We start from the raw sequence: 18,429 nt of genomic DNA on the forward strand, positions 1-18,429 counted from the left end.
CTCGCCCGAGCCCTCCCGTCCACGATCCGGAAAAGTCATGTTCTTCCCGCTCTCGAAGATCATCTTCTTCCTGATCACCCCATCGAACTTCTTCATCCTGGTCGGGCTGCTCGGCTGCCTGCTCCTGTTCACCCAGGCGGCGGCACCGATCGGGCGAATCTTCGCGATTTTCGGTTTCCTCGGGCTGCTCGCCGGCGGTCTCTCGCCGCTTCCGATCTGGACGATCCTGCCGCTGGAGGAGCGGTTTCCCGCCTTCGTCGATGATGGGCGCCCGATCACCGGCATCGTCGTGCTCGGCGGCGGTCTGATGACGGGGATCTCGGCCGAGCGCGACCAGCTCACGCTCAATGACGCGGGCGAGCGCCAGCTCGCCCTCGGCGACCTCGCTCGGCGTTATCCGCAGGCGCGGCTCGTCTTCTCGGGCGGGAGCGCCAGCCTCACGGAGGGCGCGGTCACCGAAGCCGGCACGGTGGGCCGCTTCGCCGAGTCGCTCGGTGTGCCGCGCGACCGGCTGATCCTGGAGGAGCGCTCGCGCAACACGCGCGAGAACGCGCGGTTCACCGCCGAGCTGGTCCAGCCGAAGCCGGACGAACGCTGGCTGCTCGTGACCTCGGCCTGGCACATGCCGCGCGCCGTCGGCTGCTTTCGCAAGGTGGGATTCCCGGTGACGGCCTATCCGGTGGACTACCGCACCGCCGGCTCGCGCGACGTCACACGCTTCAACACCTTCGCCTCGGACGGGCTGCTCGAACTCGATCTCTCGGTGAAGGAGTGGATCGGGCTCGTGGTCTACAAGCTCGTCGGCTACACGGATGACTGGATGCCGGCGCCGGAAAAGTCGCCTTGAAGCCCTGGCGCTAGAGGCCGACGCTCCCCATTTCGGGCGGCTGTGCTCGATCGAGGGGCAGCCCGCCGGCCGGTAAGCCGTGTCGCCCTTTCAGGAGGCCGGCATGACCGATCTCGTCAGCCAGCTCACGGCGCTCTCGACGAACCAACTCCTCGTCGCCGGCATCGGCACGACGATCGCCGCCTATCTCGCCCTGCAGGCGACGCGGCTCGCCGCCGGCCTGAAGACTTTCATCGGCAGCCAGATCTTCTCGACGCTGACCGCGCGCTCGAACGGCGCCTCCGTCGAGCGCCTGACCGGGCTCGTCGCGCGCCATCGCCTCCATGCCTGGGGCCGCAGCTACAGCGTCACCGAGGACAACGCGCTGACGGTCGGCTACGGCTCGGGCCTCGCGCGCTGGCGGGGAATCTGGGTGTTCTACAACCTGCGGATCGACGAGAACGCCAAGACGTTCCAGGTCGTGGAGGTGCTTACTCTCGCCTTTCTGACCCGCGACCGCACCGCGATCCGCCGCTTCCTCGACGAGGCGCTCGACGACGCGATGCAGGATCGCGGCACCATCGACATCCACCACCGTTCGACCAGCGGCTGGCAGGCGATCCGTCGGGCCAAGCGGCCGATCGAGACCGTCTTCGCCAACGGCGCGATGAAGGCCGAGCTCATCGAAAAGGTGCGCTGGTTCCTCGCCAACGAGGAGTGGTACCGGCGGCGCGGGCTAACCTACAAGCTCGTGATCCTGCTGCACGGCGAGCCCGGCACCGGCAAGTCGAGCCTGATCCAGGCCATCGCCAGCCACTTCAACCGCGACCTCTATTGCGTCGACAGGCTGGTCGCGCTCGGGCCGGAAATCGGCCGCTTCAAGAACGGCATTCTCGCCATCGAGGATATCGACACGCTGGGCTCGCTGAACCGTGAGTCGGGGGAGACTGCGCCTGCGACCACCGGCGACGCGAAGGCCCTGCTGCATGGCGTGCTCAACACCCTCGACGGGCTCGGCACGCCGCACGGGCTGATCACGATCATCACCACGAACCATGTCGAGGCGCTCGATCCGGCCATGGTGCGACCCTGCCGCATCGACCTGCGACTCGAGGTGAGCGCCCTCGACTACGACGCCTTCGCCGAGATGGTTGCGTCGTATTTCGAGGGTGCCGTTCCGGTGCTGGCGCGCGCGGCCTACCTGCCACAGACGGGCGCACGCCTGCAGGAGATCTTTACGGGCGCTGGTTCGCCGGCAGAGGCGGAAGCGGCCGTCCAGAGGCGGTGCATCCGGCTCTCGGAAGCCGCCTGACGAATCAGTCCTCGGCCGCCGCCGGCCCGAGCCGATAGATCCCGCGAAAGTCGTCGGGATCGGTCACCGGCTTGCCCTTGCGCAGGATCGCGATGCGGCCCTCCTTGGTGAGCCGCACGGCGACGCGGCGGACCGGCTGCATTAGCGGCCCCCAGCCGTCGGGATGCGGGCCGCCCAGCGCGCGGGCGACCTCGGACGGGCAGCAGGTCTTGCCCGGCCCGCGCGCGGCGACGAGATCGAGCATCGTCTGCTCGATGGCTGCGTCATCGGCCATCGCGGGGCTCCTCGTCGGCGAGCAGGGCGTTGCGGATCTCCGAGGCGAATTGCCGGCGCCACATCACGACGACGCAGGCCGCCGTCGAGACGATCAGCACCGGGGCGCTGACGAACCAGCCGAGATAGGCCAGCGCGAAGAAGAAGGCCCTCTGGCCGCGGTCGAAATGATTGCCGGCGGCGATGTTCATGGCGGCGGCGCGGTGCGCGGCCTTCTGCATGGTCTCGTAGTCCACGCCGGACCCCTTCGGCGGCACCGCACCGATCAGGATCGCGCCGTAGTTGAACAGCCGGTAGGCCCAGGAGAACTTGAAGAAGGCATAGACGAACACGATGGCGAGCCCGGCGACCTTCACCTCCCAGGTCGCCCGCGTCGTCGCCACGCCGAAGGGCAGCGAGCCGAACAGGCTGAGCACGTCGTCGCCCGAGCGCGACAGGGTCAGCACAGAGCCGAGCGCGATCAGCGAGGTCGAGGCGAAGAAGGCGGTGCCGTTCTGGAGCGAGGCGTTGATCGTGGTGTCGACCACGCGGTTGTCGCGGCTGATCAACTGCTCGGCCCAGATCCGGCGCTGGCCGTGCATGATCCGGCTCAGGCTGCGATGGCCCTTCCGGCCCTGCACCGCATAGCCGTAGGTCAGCCACGCGCCGACGAAGAAAACCAGCCCAACGAGGTCGAGCGGCGAGAAGGCGCTGAGATCAGGCATGGCGTCGGGCGGCACCGGCTCCGGCGGGCGGGCTCATGAAGGGGCGGCTACAGAGCGCATGCCGGCACGGCAAGCCCCTTCGGCGAGAATCGCGGGAGGGGCTCAATCGGTCACCTCGAAGTGTTGGCCCGGAACGGGCTCCGCCGCAGTGACGTCGATCCCCTCGACACGTGCCGCTGGCGGTCCATCGCGGCACTCGTCGACCAGCGCATCGACCGCTTCCGCCGCGCCGGAGAAGACACCCTCCACCGCGCCGTCGTCGCGGTTGCGCACCCAGCCGGCGATGCTGTGATGCCGGGCACGCTCCTGGGTCCACTTCCGGTAGAAGACGCCCTGGACACGTCCGTGGATCACCACGTGGATCGACTTGGTCTCGCTCAATGGGCTGCTCCGTTGTTCACCCGACCACCTAGCACGGTCCCCGGGGCTGTCAGGCCCGCGCGCGCCGCAGCCAGCCGTGCATTTCCTGGATGTATGGTCCCGGCAGTTGCGCGGCCTGCGCCGCCGCGAGCACGTCTTCCAGATAGCCCGGCCGCGGAATGCCGGGCGCGGTGCTGCGGCCGAAATAGATCAGCGCGCGCTTCACGCCGCCCGGCGTCGTGATGGGCTGGCTCGCCTTGACGTAGAGGCCGCCGGCCACGCCCTCGTAGCGGTCGAGCGCCGGCACGTCGGAGAGCGACAGGTCCCAGAGCACGCCCCAGACGGTCGAGCCCTTGGCGCGGATCACCGAGGCATAGCCCTCCTTCATGATGATGAAGCGGTGCCCGTTGAGCCGCCCTCCCCCGATCAGCCGGGATTGCGGGCAGCGTGCCGCCATCGCGGCCGCATCCATGTTGGCGCCGTAGGCGAAGTAGAGCGGCATTGCAGGCTTTGGGCTGAGGTCTCGGCTAGGTGCGGATCGCTGTACGAAGGAGCGAGCGGTCCTGTACAGTCGGAGACCGATAGTCCTGCACGAGGCTTGCCAATGCGTCGCTCGATGAGTCCGATCGATCAGGGACGTACCCGCTGATGGCCGGCTCGATCCGCGTCGGCGTCGGCGGCTGGACCTTCGAGGAGTGGCGCGGCGGCTTCTATCCGAAGGATTTGCCGAAGACGAAGGAGCTCGCCTACATGGCCGAGCGCCTCACCGCGATCGAGATCAACGGCACCTTCTATCGCGGGCAGACGCCCGCGATCTTCAAGAAGTGGGCCGGCGATACCCCGGAGGGTTTCCAGTTCTCGGTGAAGGCCTCGCGCTTCACGACGAGTCGGCGCGTGCTGGCCGAAGGCGCCGAGTCCGTCGGCAAGTTCTTCGACACCGGACCAACGGAGATGGGCGACCGGCTCGGGCCGATCCTTTGGCAGCTCCCCGCCACCAAGAAGTTCGACCGCGACGACATCGCGAATTTCCTGAAGCTGCTCCCGGCCGAGCGTGACGGCCGGCGGCTTCGGCACGTCATCGAGGCGGGTCACGAGAGTTTTGCCGACCCGGCCTTCGTCACCCTGCTGCGCGAGGCCTCAGCGGATGTCGCGCAGGTGGTGCTCGACGATCCCGATCACCCGACCATCGCCGACGTCACCGCGGATTTCGTCTATCTCCGGTTGCAGAGGAGCCGCGACATCGAGACGGGCTATTCGGCGGATGATCTCGATGCCTGGGCGAAGCGCCTGAAGACCTATGCCGATGGCGGGGTGCCCGACGACCTGCCGACGCTGAGCGGCGACACACCGAAGAAGCAGAAACGCGACGTGTTTGCGTTCTTCATCTCGGGCGCAAAGGCGAGAAACCCCGCAGCCGCGATGGCGATGATCGAGCGGCTGTGAGACGGCTCTCCGGCCGTCATTGCGAGCGCAGCGAAGCAATCCAGGGCTACACCCGCGACGCTGGCCCGTTGGCCCTGGATTGCTTCGCTACGCTCGCAATGACGGACAAGCGTATGATCTGATCGACTGGAAGCGGCGCTACTCGCCCGGTGGTTTGCGATCCAGCCGCTTCCCGGCTCGCTCGTTCGCGAGCATGGCAAGGTAGGCCGCCGTCAGGACGAAAGCCGGGATCACGAACGTGACGAAGATTTGGCCGGAATTCATGGCCGGATACTCCGCAGAACGTTTCTGCCGACCCAATGTAGTCCTGTTCCCGCGCCGAACCAAAGAAGCGCAAAGGCCGCGCTCCCGAAGTTCAGCGGCGGAGCGTTGGGGACGCCGAAACTCACGGCGGTGATCGGTGTCACGACGCCAATCACGATGAAGGCCACAGCGACGTTGTTCAGCCCCGTCGCCAGCAGCTTGGTCTGCTCATTGTAAGCGGCGTTATCGCTTGGCGCGCTCAAGCGAACTCCAAAATCACCTCGTCGACCGCCAGGCTGTCGCCCTCCTTGGCCGCGATCGTAGAGATCTTGCCGTCGCGCTCGGCACGCAGGACGTTCTCCATCTTCATGGCCTCGACGATGGCGAGCGCCTCGCCGACCTTCACCTCCTGGCCTTCCTCGACCAGGATCTGCTTCACGAGGCCCGGCATCGGGCAGAGCAGCTGCTTGCCGGAATCGCCGGTCTCCTTGACCGGCATCAGGGCGGCGAGTTCGGCCTCGCGGCGGGTGTAGACGCGGGCGTTCGCCGCCGCGCCGGCATGCTGCAGGAAGACGCCGTTGAGCACGCCGCGGACCTGGATCGCGACCTGCTCCTCGCCGACTGTGCCCTGCCAGACCGGCTGACCGGGGCGCCAGTCGCTGCGCACCGGCGTGATCGTGCCGTCCTCACCCGTGACGACGAGCTCGTTGCCGACGGTGGAGACCGTGACGTTGAAGCTCTGGTCGGCGAGCTGCACCACGCGCTCGCGCTCGAAGTTCAGGAGGCCCGGATCGCGCATCTGGCCGGAGATGCCGCGCTTGCGCTGGTTGAGCTTGTGGTCGATCGCGGCCGCGACGGCCGCGAGGCGGTGGGCGACCTTGCCTTCCGGCACCGGGGCCGCGAAGCCGTCCGGGAATTCTTCCTTGATGAAGCCGGTCGAGAGCTCGCCGCTGCGCCAGCGCGGATGCGCCATCAGCGTCGCCAGGAACGGGATGTTGTGGCGGATGCCGTCGATGGCGAAGGCGTCGAGCGCGGTGCCCTGCGCCTCGATCGCCTCCAGGCGCGTCGGCGCCCAGGTCACGAGCTTGGCGATCATCGGATCGTAGTGGATCGCGATCTCGCCGCCCTCCTCCACGCCGGTATCGTTGCGCACGATGGCGTCGCCGACCGGGCCTTCCGCCGGGGGCTGGTAGGTGGTCAGCCGGCCGATGGAGGGCAGGAAGTTGCGGGTCGGATCCTCGGCATAGACGCGGCTCTCGACGGCCCAGCCGTTGAGCTTCACATCCGCCTGCGCCATCGGCAGCTTCTCGCCTGCGGCGACCCGGATCATCAGCTCGACGAGATCGACCCCGGTGATCATCTCGGTGACCGGATGCTCGACCTGGAGCCGGGTGTTCATCTCGAGGAAGTAGAAGGACTTGTCCTGGCCCGCGACGAACTCGACGGTGCCGGCGGAATCGTAATCGACGGCCTTGGCCAGCGCGACGGCCTGCTCGCCCATCTTCTTGCGGGTCGCCTCGTCGAGGAGCGGCGACGGGGCCTCTTCGATGACCTTCTGGTTGCGGCGCTGGATCGAGCATTCGCGCTCGCCCAGGTAGATCACGTTGCCGTGCTTGTCGCCGATGACCTGGATCTCGATGTGGCGCGGGTCGACGATGAACTTTTCCACGAAGACACGGTCGTCGCCGAAGGAGGATGCGGCCTCGGACTTGGCGCGGTCGAAGCCTTCCTTCACCTCGCCGGCCGACTCCGCGATGCGCATACCCTTGCCGCCGCCGCCGGCCGAGGCCTTGATCATGACGGGGTAGCCGATCTCGTCGGCGATCTTCACGGCGTGCTCGGCGTCGGTGATCACCCCTAGGAAGCCCGGAACGGTCGAGACGTTGGCCGCGGCCGCCGCCTTCTTCGATTCGATCTTGTCGCCCATGGCGGCGATGGCGCCGGGATTCGGACCGATGAAGACGATGCCGGCCTCGGCCAGCGCTTTCGGGAAGGACTCGCGCTCGGAGAGGAAGCCGTAGCCCGGATGCACGGCCTGGGCGCCGGTCTGCTTACAGGCGGCGATGATCTTGTCGATGACGAGATAGGATTCCGAGGCCGCGGGGGGGCCGATATGGACCGCCTCGTCCGCCATCGCGACATGGACCGCATCACGGTCGGCGTCGGAATAGACCGCTACCGTCTTGATGCCCATCCTGCGGGCGGTCTTGATGATGCGGCAGGCGATCTCGCCCCGGTTTGCAATCAGGATCTTGTCGAACATCACAGGCCGCGTTTTGGGAGGAAGCGTCATCGTTCGGAGGCCCGGACGGAGCCGGGCCGTAGTCCGATAAAGCACTTGCCCGGCCGGCGAAAGCTTTGCCGGCCCCTATGTTAAAGTGAATACAATTCAGCGGTTTTCGCCGCCTCAGGCCGCGAGCGCGAAGCTGTGGGAGCGGGTCGCCGCAGGCCGGCGCGTCCAGCGGTTGGCTTCGAGGGCGAAGGCCATCATGCCCTCGTCGGTGGTCTCGGCCTCGCGAACGATCTCCATCGCGATCCGCGCACCGGTCGGTGTCGGGCCGGTGCGGCCGGCGATCGAGGCGACGAGCCAACCCGCCATCTCGCTGTCGATCCGGCCATGAGGCGTCTCGCTCCAGACCGCGAAGTCGACGACCAGGGCGGCGAGCAGGTCGGCGAAGCGCGCATCCTTGTCGGTCACGGCCCGGTCGAGGGCGAGCAGCAGGTCGACTTCGTCGCGATGCTCCAGGCCGTTTTCGAGGCGCTCATCGCGCAGAATGCGCACGTCGGCATGGCTGATCGTGCCGGCGGCGACGGTACGGTTACAGAAGAGTTGAAGTGAAAAGTTGCTCATGGCTTGATGTCTCCCCGGCATTTGTTTTGCCGGTCTCTCGTCCCTGTGTGTCTGCACTATGGGGGACGCTGTTACCTTAAGAAGTTAACGGTCATATCTGAATGGAATTTCAGGTTAAGGCGTCATCACGATTGGTGCTTTCGAAATCGTGACCATCTTCACGTGCATTTTCAGCGTCTTGCTGCTTCGCGATGATGCCGCGGGCGATCTGGACGATCCGAAAAGCAAAGCGGGGCGGCACTCTCGTGCCACCCCGCAAACTCCGTTTCCGATCTCGATCCGCTCGGCTGCGGGCTACAGGACGACGACCTTCGTGCCGATCGGGACGCGATTGTAGAGGTCCATCGCATCCTCGTTGAGCATGCGGATGCAGCCCGACGAGACCGACTGGCCGATCTTCTCCGGCTCATTGGTGCCGTGGATGCGGTAGAGCGTGTCCTTGCCGTTCTGGGCTAGGTAAAGCGCGCGGGCGCCGATCGGGTTGAGCGGGCCGCCCTCGAGGCGATGCGGCAGGTCGGGCTTGCGCTCGAGCATCTCCTTCGGCGGGTTCCAGTCCGGCCATTCGAGCTTGCGGTCGACATTGGCCGTTCCCGACCAGGAGGCGCCTTCCTTACCGACCGAGACCGGGTACCGCATCGCCTTGCCGTCGGCCATGATCAGATAGAGCCGCTTCTCGGCCGTCGCGACGATCACCGTGCCCGGCTTCTCCTTCGACGGATAGTCGATGACCGTGCGCAGGAGCGCCGGGTCGTTGATCTGGGCGGCTGGCGCCAGCTTCAGCCATTCGCGGTCGCGCTCGGGGCCCGGCGGGAAAAACGGCGGCGGCGGGGGCACGGGCATCGTGCCGCCGACGGCATTCGGCGGAGTTAGCGCCGCGAGCTGCGTCGGGGGAAGCTCGGCCCGCTGCGACATGCACGCCGTCAGCGATGCAGTCAGCGGAACGAGGGCGAGAAGCTTGAGGACGGAACGCATGTCGTGATGGCCCGGTAGTCGGAGTGCCGGTGTGGTCGGTGCTAAATTGCCGAGCTTCATGGCCAGGACTGTGGCAAGCTGCCCCTGTCGAGCGGGACAGTGGCGCATTTGCTGCCTTTGTTGCCGGGAAGAGACAGGGCCCATGCCTGAGCCCGCACGTCGCTCGCCGGGAGGATGATCGTGACCACGCTGTACGTGAGCCACCCCAGCGCCCTCGACCACATCGTGCCGGACGGCCACCCGGAACGCCCGGCCCGGATCCGTGCCGTCGAACGGGTGCTGGAACAGGAGCGCTTCGCCGCGCTGGTGCGCGGGCTCGCTCCGCGGGCCGAGCTGGCCACGGCCGAGCTGGCGCACCCGGCCGAGTTCGTCGAGATGATTGCCGAAGCCGCACCCACGGACGGCTTCGTGCAGGTCGACTCGGACACGCTGATGTCGCCGGGCACGCTCTCGGCGGTGCTGCACGCCATCGGCGGGACGAATCACGCCGTAGATTCCGTGATGTCGGGCGAATGCGCCAACGCCTTCGTCGCGATGCGGCCGCCGGGCCACCATGCCGAGCGCGCCACGCCGATGGGCTTTTGCCTGTTCAACACCGCCGCTATCGCGGCGCGCCACGCCCGCAAGACCCATGGCGCCAGCCGCGTCGCCGTCGTCGACTGGGACGTGCACCACGGCAACGGCACCCAGGACATCTTCTGGGACGACAAGGACGTGATGTACGCCTCGACGCACCAGATGCCGCTGTTTCCCGGCACCGGCGCCGCGAAGGAGCGCGGCAACCACGACACCATCGTCAACGTGCCGCTGAGCGCCGGCGACGACGGAGCGATTTTTCGCGAAGCCTTCGAGGCCGGTATCCTGCCCCGGCTCGAGGCCTTCGCCCCCGACCTGATCATCATCTCGGCGGGATTCGACGCGCACCACCTCGACCCCCTGGCCAATTTGCGCCTCACCGAGGCGGATTTCGGCTGGGCCACGCGCCGGCTGATGGAGATCGCTGACAAGCGCGGTGGCGGCCGTGTCGTCTCGGTGCTGGAGGGCGGCTACGATCTCGACGGGCTCAGTCGCTCGGTCGCGGCTCATGTCGATGCGCTGATGGGGCGGTAGGCGAGCGCCTCTACGCTCTTCGTCCTCCCACCAATCCCCTCATCCTGAGGTCTGTTGGGTGGAAAGACGGATCGAATCCGTGATCAAGCCGAACTTGCGGTTGCCGCAATCCGGGCTGAATCTGCCCCGGCTCGCCACCGGGACTTCGCCCGCGATGATCCGTCCGCTGCGCTGCCTCGCTGCCCTCGCCCTGCTCGCGGGCTCGGCCGTGTCGACTGCCGCAGGACCGGCCGACGATGCGGCCTTCGTGGATGCCTTGACCTGGGGCATCAGCCCGTCGAGCTTTTCGGAGTTTCGCGCCAAGGGGCGTGAGGCGTGGCTGCGCGAACAGCTCCATTCGCCGGCCCAGCCGCGGCTGCCGGCGGTGGTGCAGGCGCAGGTCGATGCCCTAGCGCCGAAGAGCAGCCTGTTCGACCGGATCGCGGCGCTCCAGGCGCAGGGCAAGGAGGCCAATGCCGAGCCCGACCCGGAGGCCAAGCAGAAGTCGCGGCAGGCGCTGCAGGCCTCGCTCAATGCCAGTGTGAAGGATGCCGCCTCGGCGACCCTGCTGCGCGCGCTCTACAGCCCCGACCAGTTGCGCGAGCGCCTGACCTGGATCTGGTTCAACCGCTTCAACGTGCATCTCGGCAAGGCGAACATCCGCGCCATGGTCGGCGACTACGTCGACACCGCGATCCGCCCGCACGCCCTCGGGCGCTTCCGCGACCTCGTCGAGGCGACCCTGCGGCACCCGGCGATGCTGCGCTACCTCGACAATGCCGACAACGCGGCCGGGCACATCAACGAAAATTACGCCCGCGAGCTGCTGGAGCTGCACACGATGGGCGTGGGCACCGGCTACACGCAGGGCGATGTCGAGAACCTCGCCCGCATCCTCACCGGAATCGGCATCGATGCGCGGCCGGAGGCCCCGAAGATCAGGCCCGAGCGGCAGGCCGATCTGGTGCGGGCCGGCCTGTTCGTCTTCAACCCGAACCGGCACGATTACGGCGACAAGGTCTTGCTCGGCCACACCATCCGCGGGCGCGGCTGGGCCGAGATCGGCGAGGCCCTCGACATCATCTGCAGCCAGCCGGCGACGGCCCGCAATGTCTCGCGGGGGCTGGCCCGCTCCTTCATGGGCGCCGAGCCCTCCGGTGCGCTGGTCGACTATATGGCGGGCGTCTTCGCCAAGAGCGGCGGCGACATCCCGACCGTGCTCGACGCGCTCGTCCATTCGCGCGACTTCGCCACCTCCGCGACGGCCCGCTTCAAGGATCCGATGCGCTACGTGCTGTCGGCGGTGCGCCTCGCCTATGACGGCCGCCCGATCCTGAACACCGCCCCGATGCAGGGCTGGCTCAACCGGCTCGGAGAGGGGCTGTTCAACCGCACCACGCCCGATGGCTACCCGCTGGACGCAGCCTCCTGGAGCGGGCCGGGCCAGATGACCACGCGATTCGAGATCGCCCGGCAGATCGGCTCGGGTTCGGCCGGTCTGTTCAAGGCCACGACGCCGGATGCGTCCGAGGTGCCGGCCTTCCCGTTGATCCAGAACGAACTCTATTTCTCGACACTCGCCGCGACGCTCGGCGAGCCGACCCGCGCCGCGCTGTCCCAGGCGGTTTCGCCGCAGGACTGGAACACGCTGTTCCTGTCCTCTCCCGAGTTCATGCGGTGAGGCCGGGCATGAAGGATCTCGCCATGGACCGTCGCGATCTCATCCGGGCGTCCCTGGCGCTGGGGCTCTCCACGGTGGCCGGGCGTGTCTGGGCCGCGCCGAAGGCCGATGCGCGACTCCTCGTCGTCTTCCTGCGCGGCGCCTACGATGCGGCCAACGTGGTGATCCCGACCGGCAGCGAGTTCTACTATCGCTCCCGTCCGAACCTCGCCGTGGCGCGGCCCGATCCGAACAACCCTGCCGCCGCCCTGCCGCTCGATGCCGATTGGAGCCTGCATCCGAGCCTGCGCGACACCATCCTGCCGCTCTTCGCCAAGGGGCAGGCCGCCTTCGTGCCCTTCGCCGGCACGGACGACCTCACCCGCAGCCATTTCGAGACGCAGGACACGATCGAGCTCGGCCAGACCGTCGGCAGCGGACGCGACTACAATTCCGGCTTCATGGCGCGGCTCGCGGCGGAGCTGACACGCGTACGCCCCATCGCCTTCGCCGAGCAGATGCCGCTGATTTTTCGCGGGGGCGACACGGTGCCGAACATTGCCATCGCCCGCGTCGGCAAGCCCGGCATCGACGACCGGCAGGCCCGGCTCATCACCGCGATGTACCAGGCGACGCCGCTGGCCTCCTCGGTCAGCGAGGGATTTCGTGTGCGCGACGAGGTCTATCACTCCATCTCCGAGCACCAGGAGCAGGCCGATCGCGGCGCAGTGTCGCCGAAGGGATTCGAGCTCTCCGCACGCCGTATCGGCCATCTGATGCGCGACCAGTTCAACCTCGGCTTCGTCGATGTCGGCGGCTGGGACACCCACGTGAACCAGGGCGCCGGCACCGGCTACCTCGCCGATCGGATTGGTGAGCTCGGCCGCGGGCTCGCGGGCTTCGGGCAGGAGATCGGACCCGCCTGGAACGATACCGTCGTGGTCGTGCTCTCCGAGTTCGGCCGCACGTTTCGCGAGAACGGCAACCGCGGCACCGATCACGGCCACGGCAGCGTCTACTGGGTGCTCGGCGGCGGCCTCAAGGGCGGCCGCATCGCCGGCCCGCAGGTGAAGGCCGACGAGGCCCACCTCTTCCAGAACCGGGATTATCCGGTGCTCACCGACTACCGCACGCTGCTCGCCGGGCTGTTTCAGCGGCTTTACGGGCTCGACCAGACGGCCCTTAGGCGGGTGTTTCCGAGCGTGGACCCGACGGACCTGGCGCTGATCTGACTGCTCTGCCGTCATCGCGAGCACAGCGAAGCAATCCAGGGCCAATGGGCCGACGTCTGCGGGTGTGGCTCTGGATTGCTTCGGCTTCGCCTCGCAATGACGGTCAGGGTCGCTCGAAAACCTCGAGACCTTCGGCCGTCGCGCGCACGGTCAGGCGCTCGTAGTCCCGCTGCTTCGGGTGGCCGCTCGCCAGTGGATGGCTATGCGTCGCCGTGACCACCAGCGCGGCGGCTTCCGCGGCATCGGCAGCCGCGAGGCCAGCCGGTGAATCTTCGAAGACGAGGCAATCCCGCGCCGCCACGCCGAGCTTTTGCGCGCCGAGAAGGAAGCAATCCGGCGCCGGCTTGCCGAACTCCACATCCTCCGCGGCGATCATCAGAGGGGGCAGCGGCAGGCCGGCTGCTGCGATGCGCCGCTCGGCCAGCAGGCGCGGTGCCGAGGTGACGATGGCCCAGCGCTCGCGCGGCAGGGCGGCGAGGAAGGCCGCCGCTCCCGCGATCGGCGTGATGTCCGAGACGTCCTCCATCTCGGCCCGCATGATCGCGTCGGCTTCGGCCACCGGATCGACGCCGGGGAGGCCGAGCCGGGCGATGGTCTCCACCGTGCGCACGCCGTGGATCGTCGGCAGGAAGGTTGCGACGTCGAGACCGTGCCGTTCCGCCCAGAGCGACCAGACCCGTTCGGCCGAGGCTATCGAGGTCAGGATCGTCCCGTCCATGTCGAACAGGAACGCGGCGAAGGCGCGCCCTGGGAACAAAGGGCGTTCGGTCATGGGAGTTTTCCAGTTATTCGAAGAGCGCGCCGCAATCCCTCTCCCCTCTGCGGGAGAGGGTGGCCCGCGGAGCGGGTCGGGAGAGGAGAGAGGCATTTCCGGAGAAGGCGTTCCCCTCTCCCGCCTCGCATCCGCGAGGCACCCTCCCCCGCAGAGGGGGGAGGGTTTTGCCCTGTCACCCCTCCAGCGGCTCGTCGCCCAGATGCTCGATGCCGAAGCCGGACAGTCCGACATAGGCGCGCGAAGAGGCCGAGAGGTTGCGGATCGAGTGGACGCCGAGATCGCGCAGGATCTGCGCGCCGAGGCCGACCTCGCGCCATTGACGCACGCGCTGGGCCTCCGCGCCCTCGTCCGCATAGCGCGAGAGCGGCACGCCGGCGGTGCCATCGCGCAGATAGACGAGCACGCCCCTGCCCTCGCGGGCGAAGCGGCGCATCACGCAGTCGATCTGGCCGCCGCCCTCGATCACGTCGGCGACGACGTTGGAGCGGTGCAGGCGCACCAGCACGTCGCGTCCGTCGCCGATCTCACCGTGGACGAAGGCGAATTGCTGGATCGTCTCGAAGGGCGTGACATAGGCGTAGCCGGTCATCGCGCCGTGCTGGGTCTTCACCGGGAAGCTGCCGACGCGCTCCACCAGCCGGTCGCGCGCCTGGCGGTAGGCGATCATCTCGGCGACGGAGACGCGCTTCAGGTTGTGCGTCTCGGCGAAGGCGTCGATCTGCGGCCCCTTCATTACGGTGCCGTCGTCGTTGGCGAGCTCGCAGATCACGCCGACCGGCGGCAGGTCGGCGAGCTTGCAGAGGTCGACGGCCGCTTCGGTATGGCCGGAGCGCATCAGCACGCCGCCGTCGCGGGCGATGAGCGGGAAGACGTGGCCGGGGCGCACGAAATCGGCCGCGCCCATGTTGCCGTTGGCCAGCGCGCGCACCGTGTTGCAGCGCTGCTCGGCGGAAATGCCGGTGGTGAGCCCGTGCTTCACGTCGACGGTGACGGTGAAGGCGGTGCCGAGCGGCGCATCGTTCGAGGCGACCATCGGCGCGAGGTTGAGCCGGCGGGCCTCCTCCAGCGTCACCGGCGCGCAGACGATGCCGCAGGTGTTGCGGATGATGAAGGCCATCTTCTCCGGGGTGCAGAGCGAGGCTGCGACGACGAGGTCGCCCTCGTTCTCGCGGTCGTCGTCATCGGTGACGACGACGATCTCGCCACGGGCGAAGGCCTCGACGGCCTCGGAGACGCGGGAATGGTGGGTCACGTTGAACTTCCGGTGTTTCAGGCGCCGCGGACGGGTTCGCCGACCTGCCCCCGATGGCGCAGATAGTGATCGGCCAGCACACACGCCATCATGGCCTCCGCCACCGGCACGGCGCGGATGCCGACGCAGGGGTCGTGGCGGCCCTTGGTGACGATCTCGACGTCGCGGTTTTCGCGGGTGACGGTGTTGCGCGGGGTCAGGATCGAGGAGGTCGGCTTCACCGCGAAGCGGCAGATGACCGGCTGTCCCGTGGAGATGCCGCCCAGGATGCCGCCGGCATGGTTGGCGAGGAAGGTTGGCGCGCCGGCATTGCCCGAGCGCATCTCGTCGGCATTCTCCTCGCCACGGAGCGCCGCTGCGGCGAAGCCGTCGCCGATCTCGACGCCCTTCACCGCATTGATCGACATCATCGCCGCCGCGAGGTCGGCATCGAGCTTGCCGTAGACCGGGGCACCGAGGCCGACGGGCACGCCTTCGGCCACCACCTCGATCACCGCGCCGATCGACGAGCCGTCCTTCCGGATCTCGTCCAGGTAAGTCTCGTAGAAGGCGGCCGCCTTGGCGTCGGGGCAGAAGAAGGGGTTCTGCCCGACCTGCTCCCAGTCCCAGTTCGCCCGGTCGATGGCGTGCGGGCCCATCTGCACGAGGGCGGCGCGGATGGTCACGCCCGGCAGCACCTTGCGGGCGATGGCGCCGGCGGCGACGCGGGCCGCCGTCTCGCGGGCTGAGGAGCGCCCGCCGCCGCGATAATCGCGAAAACCGTACTTGGCGTCGTAGGCGTAGTCGGCATGGCCCGGACGGTAGCTGTCGCGGATCTCCGAATAATCCTTCGAGCGCTGGTCGGTGTTTTCGATGACGAGGGCGATCGGCGTGCCAGTGGTGAGCTGGCGGCCTCCGGTGCGATCATCGGAGAAGACGCCGGACAGGATCTTCACCTGGTCGGGCTCGCGGCGCTGGGTGGTGAAGCGCGACTGGCCCGGCTTGCGGCGATCGAGCTCGGCCTGGATCTCCTCCGCCTCGATCGCGAGACCGGGCGGGCAGCCATCGACCACGCAGCCGAGGGCGACCCCGTGGCTCTCGCCGAAGGTCGTGACGCGAAACAGGTGGCCGAACGTGTTGTGGGACATCGTGGCGCCCGCTCTAGCGCGGCAGGCGAGGACGCACAAACACGATGGTGCATGGCGCGACTGCGCCGCCGTTCAGCGCGGCGGCAGCGGCACCTTGGACAGCTTGTTCAGGTCGTTGATCGGCAGGTCGCAGCCATAGACGCCCTCGGCGTAGGGACCGACCGAATACTGCCCGAAATAGACCGAGGCCTGCTGCTCCTTGAACGACCAGTTGGCGAGATCCTTCACGATCTCTGAGACCTTCTTGGCGAGATCGGGATCGTCGGCATCGTCCCCGGCGCCGCGCTCGACCTTCTCGGCCTTGATCTGTTTGACGCAGCGTTTGTCGATCTCGGCATGAGCCTTCGCGTCGAACAGGTCCGAAAAGGCGACGATACGGCCCGTGCGCAGGTCGACGTGGATGCCCGTGCCGCTGGCACCGCCATGGGCGCCCCCGCTGTAATCGTAGCCGGTGGACCAGATCGAGATGAAGTCGGGCGAGGCGTAGGAGATCGACCAGTTCTCCTCGTGGCTCCAGCTCCGGTCGTCCGGCTCGTCCTTCTTCAGGTCGATCTTGGCAGCCGTCTCGTCGGCGCGGGCGTTGAGGAGCCGCTCACCGGGCGTGGCCGGATCGGCGAATTTGTAGAGCTGCACGTCGACGTCGACCTTGTCGCGGCTTCCCGTCTGGCGAACGAAATACGGGATCAGGCGGCTCTTCGGTCCGGGACCGGATTCCGGCCGCGCCGTGAGGACGCCCGTGCGCGCACCGTTCGAATCCGCGGCGCAGGAGGCGGGCGTCTTCTCCTTCCCGCAATTCTCGTTGCGCTGCTTCAGCCAGGCGCGCTGGTCGTCGAGCGCCGCCTGTTTCTGCGGCCCACTGAGGCCGGCGCGCAGGGTGTTGAAAGCCGATTCCATGGCATCGTCGGAAGCCTTGGCGACGGGATCGGCGCAAATCGCCTTTTCCATTGGCGTGCCGGCCTTGGCACAGTCGAAGGCCATGGCGGGCGCACCGCCCATGAGCACGAGCCCGAGAGCGGCGACACACGTGCGAAGCTGCAATCTCATTCTGGCGATTCTCGTCCGATCGGAGGTGAAGCGTAGCCTTTGCGGCGAAGCCGGGCGAGGTCGTTTCAGCGCGGACGGGCCAGCACGCCGCCGGAGATCGCCTCGCCGACGCCGGTGGTGCTCGGGAAGGTGATCGGCAGGCCCTTCAGCGAGCGCATGGCGAGATAGGCGAAGGCCTGGGCTTCCAGGAAGGCCGAAGACCAGCCGATCGTGTCGGCCATAAGAATCTCGGCATCGAGCAGGGAATTCAGCAGCCGCATCAGCTCGCCGTTCTTGGCGCCGCCCCCGGCGACGACCCAGCGCGTCGGCCGCTCCGGCGCGTGGTCGAGGGCGAGCAGCACGGCGCGCGCGGTGAAGGCGGTCAGCGTCGCGGCGCCGTCCTCGGTGGAGAGCTGGCCGGCGAGCTTGTGCGAGAACCAGTTCCGGTCGAGGGATTTCGGCGGCTTGCGCGCGAAAAACGGGTGCTGGAGCAGCCAGGCCAGAAGCTGGTCGTCCGGCCGGCCGCGGGCGGCGGTGCGGCCGCCATCGTCGAGGTTCTTGCCCTCGCGCTCCTGCATCCACTCGTCGATCAGCGAATTGCCCGGCCCGGTATCGAAGGCGACGACGCCGCCCCCTGAATCGATCAGCGTGGCATTGGCGACGCCGCCGATATTGAGGATGCCGAACGGCCCTGCGAAGCCGGCGGCCTCGGCCAGCGCCTTGTGGAAGATAGGTACCAGCGGAGCCCCCTGCCCGCCCGCCTCGATATCGGCGCGGCGCAGGTCCGAGACCACGGGGATGCCGAGCCGGTCGGCGAGCGCCTGTCCGTCGCCGATCTGGATCGAGATGCGGTGCTGCGGACGGTGGATCACGGTCTGGCCGTGGAAGCCGACCACCTCGATGTCGGCGGGCGTCAGGCCGTTGTCGGCGAGAAAGCGCTCCACCGCCTCGGCATGGGCGCGGGTGACGAACGCCTCCGCCTCCGGCAAGCGGCCGGGCCGGTCGGTGGGCAGCACGACGCTCTCGGCATCCTTGGTGGCGGCGCGCAGCAGCGTGCGCTCCTCCTCCTCGTAGCCGCGGTATCCGGTCGGCCCGAGGGGCTCGAGGAAGTTGTTGCGGCTCTTGACGACGTGGACCGCCTCGCCGTCGGTCTCGATCAGTGCGACGTCGACCCCGTCCAGCGAGGTGCCGCTCATCAGGCCGATCGCGCGCTTCATCGTCATGCCCTCACGCCCCGTGCCTTTCGCCGGCTGCCCTGTTAAGAGCCGGCCCATCCCCGATGCGGGG

Annotated in this window: 20 protein-coding genes; 6 read left to right on the forward strand and 14 right to left on the reverse strand. The window is 68.0% G+C overall.

All coding sequences use genetic code 11. The features are described from left to right. The first annotated feature begins 37 nt into the window (after nucleotides 1–37). Both GGR33_RS12540 and GGR33_RS12545 read left to right on the forward strand, forming a co-directional pair. Nucleotides 38–847, forward strand: a complete 810-nt coding sequence (locus tag GGR33_RS12540; RefSeq protein ID WP_183505578.1) for a YdcF family protein — start codon at nucleotides 38–40, stop codon at nucleotides 845–847. Nucleotides 848–950: 103 nt separating this feature from the next. Further along, a complete protein-coding gene (locus tag GGR33_RS12545) occupies nucleotides 951–2,138 on the forward strand; it encodes an AAA family ATPase (protein WP_183505580.1) in 1,188 nt (395 codons plus the stop codon). 4 nt (nucleotides 2,139–2,142) lie between these two features. On the opposite strand, the gene GGR33_RS12550 is transcribed toward GGR33_RS12545, so the two are convergent. From GGR33_RS12550 to GGR33_RS12565, 4 genes are all read right to left on the reverse strand, one after another. After that, nucleotides 2,143–2,412 (reverse strand): DUF3253 domain-containing protein, encoded by a 270-nt coding sequence (locus GGR33_RS12550; protein WP_183505582.1) that lies wholly within the window; start codon nucleotides 2,410–2,412, stop codon nucleotides 2,143–2,145. Continuing rightward, the gene (locus GGR33_RS12555) at nucleotides 2,402–3,115 is read right to left on the reverse strand and encodes a DUF599 domain-containing protein (RefSeq protein WP_183505585.1); all 714 of its coding nucleotides are present in this window, start codon (nucleotides 3,113–3,115) and stop codon (nucleotides 2,402–2,404) included. Before GGR33_RS12555 ends, GGR33_RS12550 begins: the two co-directional genes overlap by 11 nt. A 102-nt stretch (nucleotides 3,116–3,217) precedes the next feature. Next, the gene (locus GGR33_RS12560) at nucleotides 3,218–3,496 is read right to left on the reverse strand and encodes an acylphosphatase (RefSeq protein ID WP_183505587.1); all 279 of its coding nucleotides are present in this window, start codon (nucleotides 3,494–3,496) and stop codon (nucleotides 3,218–3,220) included. Between the two features lie 49 nt (nucleotides 3,497–3,545). Beyond that, nucleotides 3,546–3,977 (reverse strand): gamma-glutamylcyclotransferase family protein, encoded by a 432-nt coding sequence (locus GGR33_RS12565; RefSeq protein WP_183505589.1) that lies wholly within the window; start codon nucleotides 3,975–3,977, stop codon nucleotides 3,546–3,548. A gap of 146 nt (nucleotides 3,978–4,123) precedes the next feature. Here GGR33_RS12565 and GGR33_RS12570 point away from each other — a divergent pair, with 146 nt between their 5' ends. After that, the gene (locus tag GGR33_RS12570) at nucleotides 4,124–4,918 is read left to right on the forward strand and encodes a DUF72 domain-containing protein (protein ID WP_183505591.1); all 795 of its coding nucleotides are present in this window, start codon (nucleotides 4,124–4,126) and stop codon (nucleotides 4,916–4,918) included. Nucleotides 4,919–5,056: 138 nt separating this feature from the next. Here the strand turns inward: GGR33_RS12570 and GGR33_RS26260 are convergent, their stop codons facing one another. From GGR33_RS26260 to GGR33_RS12590, 5 genes are all read right to left on the reverse strand, one after another. Continuing rightward, the gene (locus GGR33_RS26260; RefSeq protein WP_281381158.1) at nucleotides 5,057–5,182 is read right to left on the reverse strand and encodes a hypothetical protein; all 126 of its coding nucleotides are present in this window, start codon (nucleotides 5,180–5,182) and stop codon (nucleotides 5,057–5,059) included. Further along, nucleotides 5,179–5,424, reverse strand: coding sequence for a hypothetical protein (locus tag GGR33_RS12575; RefSeq protein ID WP_183505593.1), 246 nt, complete (start codon nucleotides 5,422–5,424; stop codon nucleotides 5,179–5,181). The genes GGR33_RS26260 and GGR33_RS12575 overlap by 4 nt, the downstream gene beginning before the upstream one ends. Continuing rightward, nucleotides 5,421–7,424, reverse strand: coding sequence for an acetyl-CoA carboxylase biotin carboxylase subunit (locus tag GGR33_RS12580; RefSeq protein WP_183505595.1), 2,004 nt, complete (start codon nucleotides 7,422–7,424; stop codon nucleotides 5,421–5,423). Before GGR33_RS12580 ends, GGR33_RS12575 begins: the two co-directional genes overlap by 4 nt. A 144-nt stretch (nucleotides 7,425–7,568) precedes the next feature. Further along, nucleotides 7,569–8,012, reverse strand: a complete 444-nt coding sequence (locus GGR33_RS12585; RefSeq protein ID WP_183505597.1) for a hypothetical protein — start codon at nucleotides 8,010–8,012, stop codon at nucleotides 7,569–7,571. A gap of 294 nt (nucleotides 8,013–8,306) precedes the next feature. After that, nucleotides 8,307–8,984, reverse strand: coding sequence for a L,D-transpeptidase (locus tag GGR33_RS12590; RefSeq protein WP_183505599.1), 678 nt, complete (start codon nucleotides 8,982–8,984; stop codon nucleotides 8,307–8,309). 180 nt (nucleotides 8,985–9,164) lie between these two features. On the opposite strand from GGR33_RS12590, the gene GGR33_RS12595 reads away from it, so the two are divergent. The 3 genes from GGR33_RS12595 (at nucleotide 9,165) to GGR33_RS12605 (ending at nucleotide 12,965) form a co-directional block, all read left to right on the forward strand. Continuing rightward, the gene (locus tag GGR33_RS12595; protein ID WP_284211844.1) at nucleotides 9,165–10,094 is read left to right on the forward strand and encodes a histone deacetylase family protein; all 930 of its coding nucleotides are present in this window, start codon (nucleotides 9,165–9,167) and stop codon (nucleotides 10,092–10,094) included. A 154-nt stretch (nucleotides 10,095–10,248) separates the two neighbouring features. Then, nucleotides 10,249–11,754: a DUF1800 domain-containing protein gene (locus GGR33_RS12600; protein ID WP_183506037.1), complete on the forward strand. Its 1,506-nt coding sequence runs from the start codon at nucleotides 10,249–10,251 to the stop codon at nucleotides 11,752–11,754. A gap of 23 nt (nucleotides 11,755–11,777) precedes the next feature. Then, entirely contained in the window at nucleotides 11,778–12,965 is a 1,188-nt protein-coding gene (locus GGR33_RS12605) for a DUF1501 domain-containing protein (RefSeq protein ID WP_183506039.1), read from the forward strand. 103 nt (nucleotides 12,966–13,068) lie between these two features. Here the strand turns inward: GGR33_RS12605 and GGR33_RS12610 are convergent, their stop codons facing one another. The 5 genes from GGR33_RS12610 to GGR33_RS12630 form a co-directional block, all read right to left on the reverse strand. After that, nucleotides 13,069–13,737 carry an HAD-IA family hydrolase gene (locus GGR33_RS12610; RefSeq protein WP_183505603.1) on the reverse strand — a complete coding sequence of 223 codons (669 nt, stop codon included), beginning with the start codon at nucleotides 13,735–13,737 and terminating at the stop codon, nucleotides 13,069–13,071. A 175-nt stretch (nucleotides 13,738–13,912) separates the two neighbouring features. Beyond that, a complete protein-coding gene (gene ribB, locus GGR33_RS12615) occupies nucleotides 13,913–14,992 on the reverse strand; it encodes a 3,4-dihydroxy-2-butanone-4-phosphate synthase (protein WP_183505605.1) in 1,080 nt (359 codons plus the stop codon). 17 nt (nucleotides 14,993–15,009) lie between these two features. Next, nucleotides 15,010–16,119: a chorismate synthase gene (gene aroC / locus GGR33_RS12620; protein ID WP_183505607.1), complete on the reverse strand. Its 1,110-nt coding sequence runs from the start codon at nucleotides 16,117–16,119 to the stop codon at nucleotides 15,010–15,012. 72 nt (nucleotides 16,120–16,191) lie between these two features. Beyond that, entirely contained in the window at nucleotides 16,192–17,163 is a 972-nt protein-coding gene (locus GGR33_RS12625; protein ID WP_210301987.1) for a lysozyme inhibitor LprI family protein, read from the reverse strand. A 65-nt stretch (nucleotides 17,164–17,228) separates the two neighbouring features. Further along, nucleotides 17,229–18,365 carry an anhydro-N-acetylmuramic acid kinase gene (locus GGR33_RS12630; protein WP_183505611.1) on the reverse strand — a complete coding sequence of 379 codons (1,137 nt, stop codon included), beginning with the start codon at nucleotides 18,363–18,365 and terminating at the stop codon, nucleotides 17,229–17,231. Between the last annotated feature and the right edge of the window lie 64 nt (nucleotides 18,366–18,429).

This window comes from Methylobacterium brachythecii (assembly GCF_014196345.1).
GTDB classification, from domain to species: Bacteria; Pseudomonadota; Alphaproteobacteria; order Rhizobiales; family Beijerinckiaceae; genus Methylobacterium; species Methylobacterium brachythecii.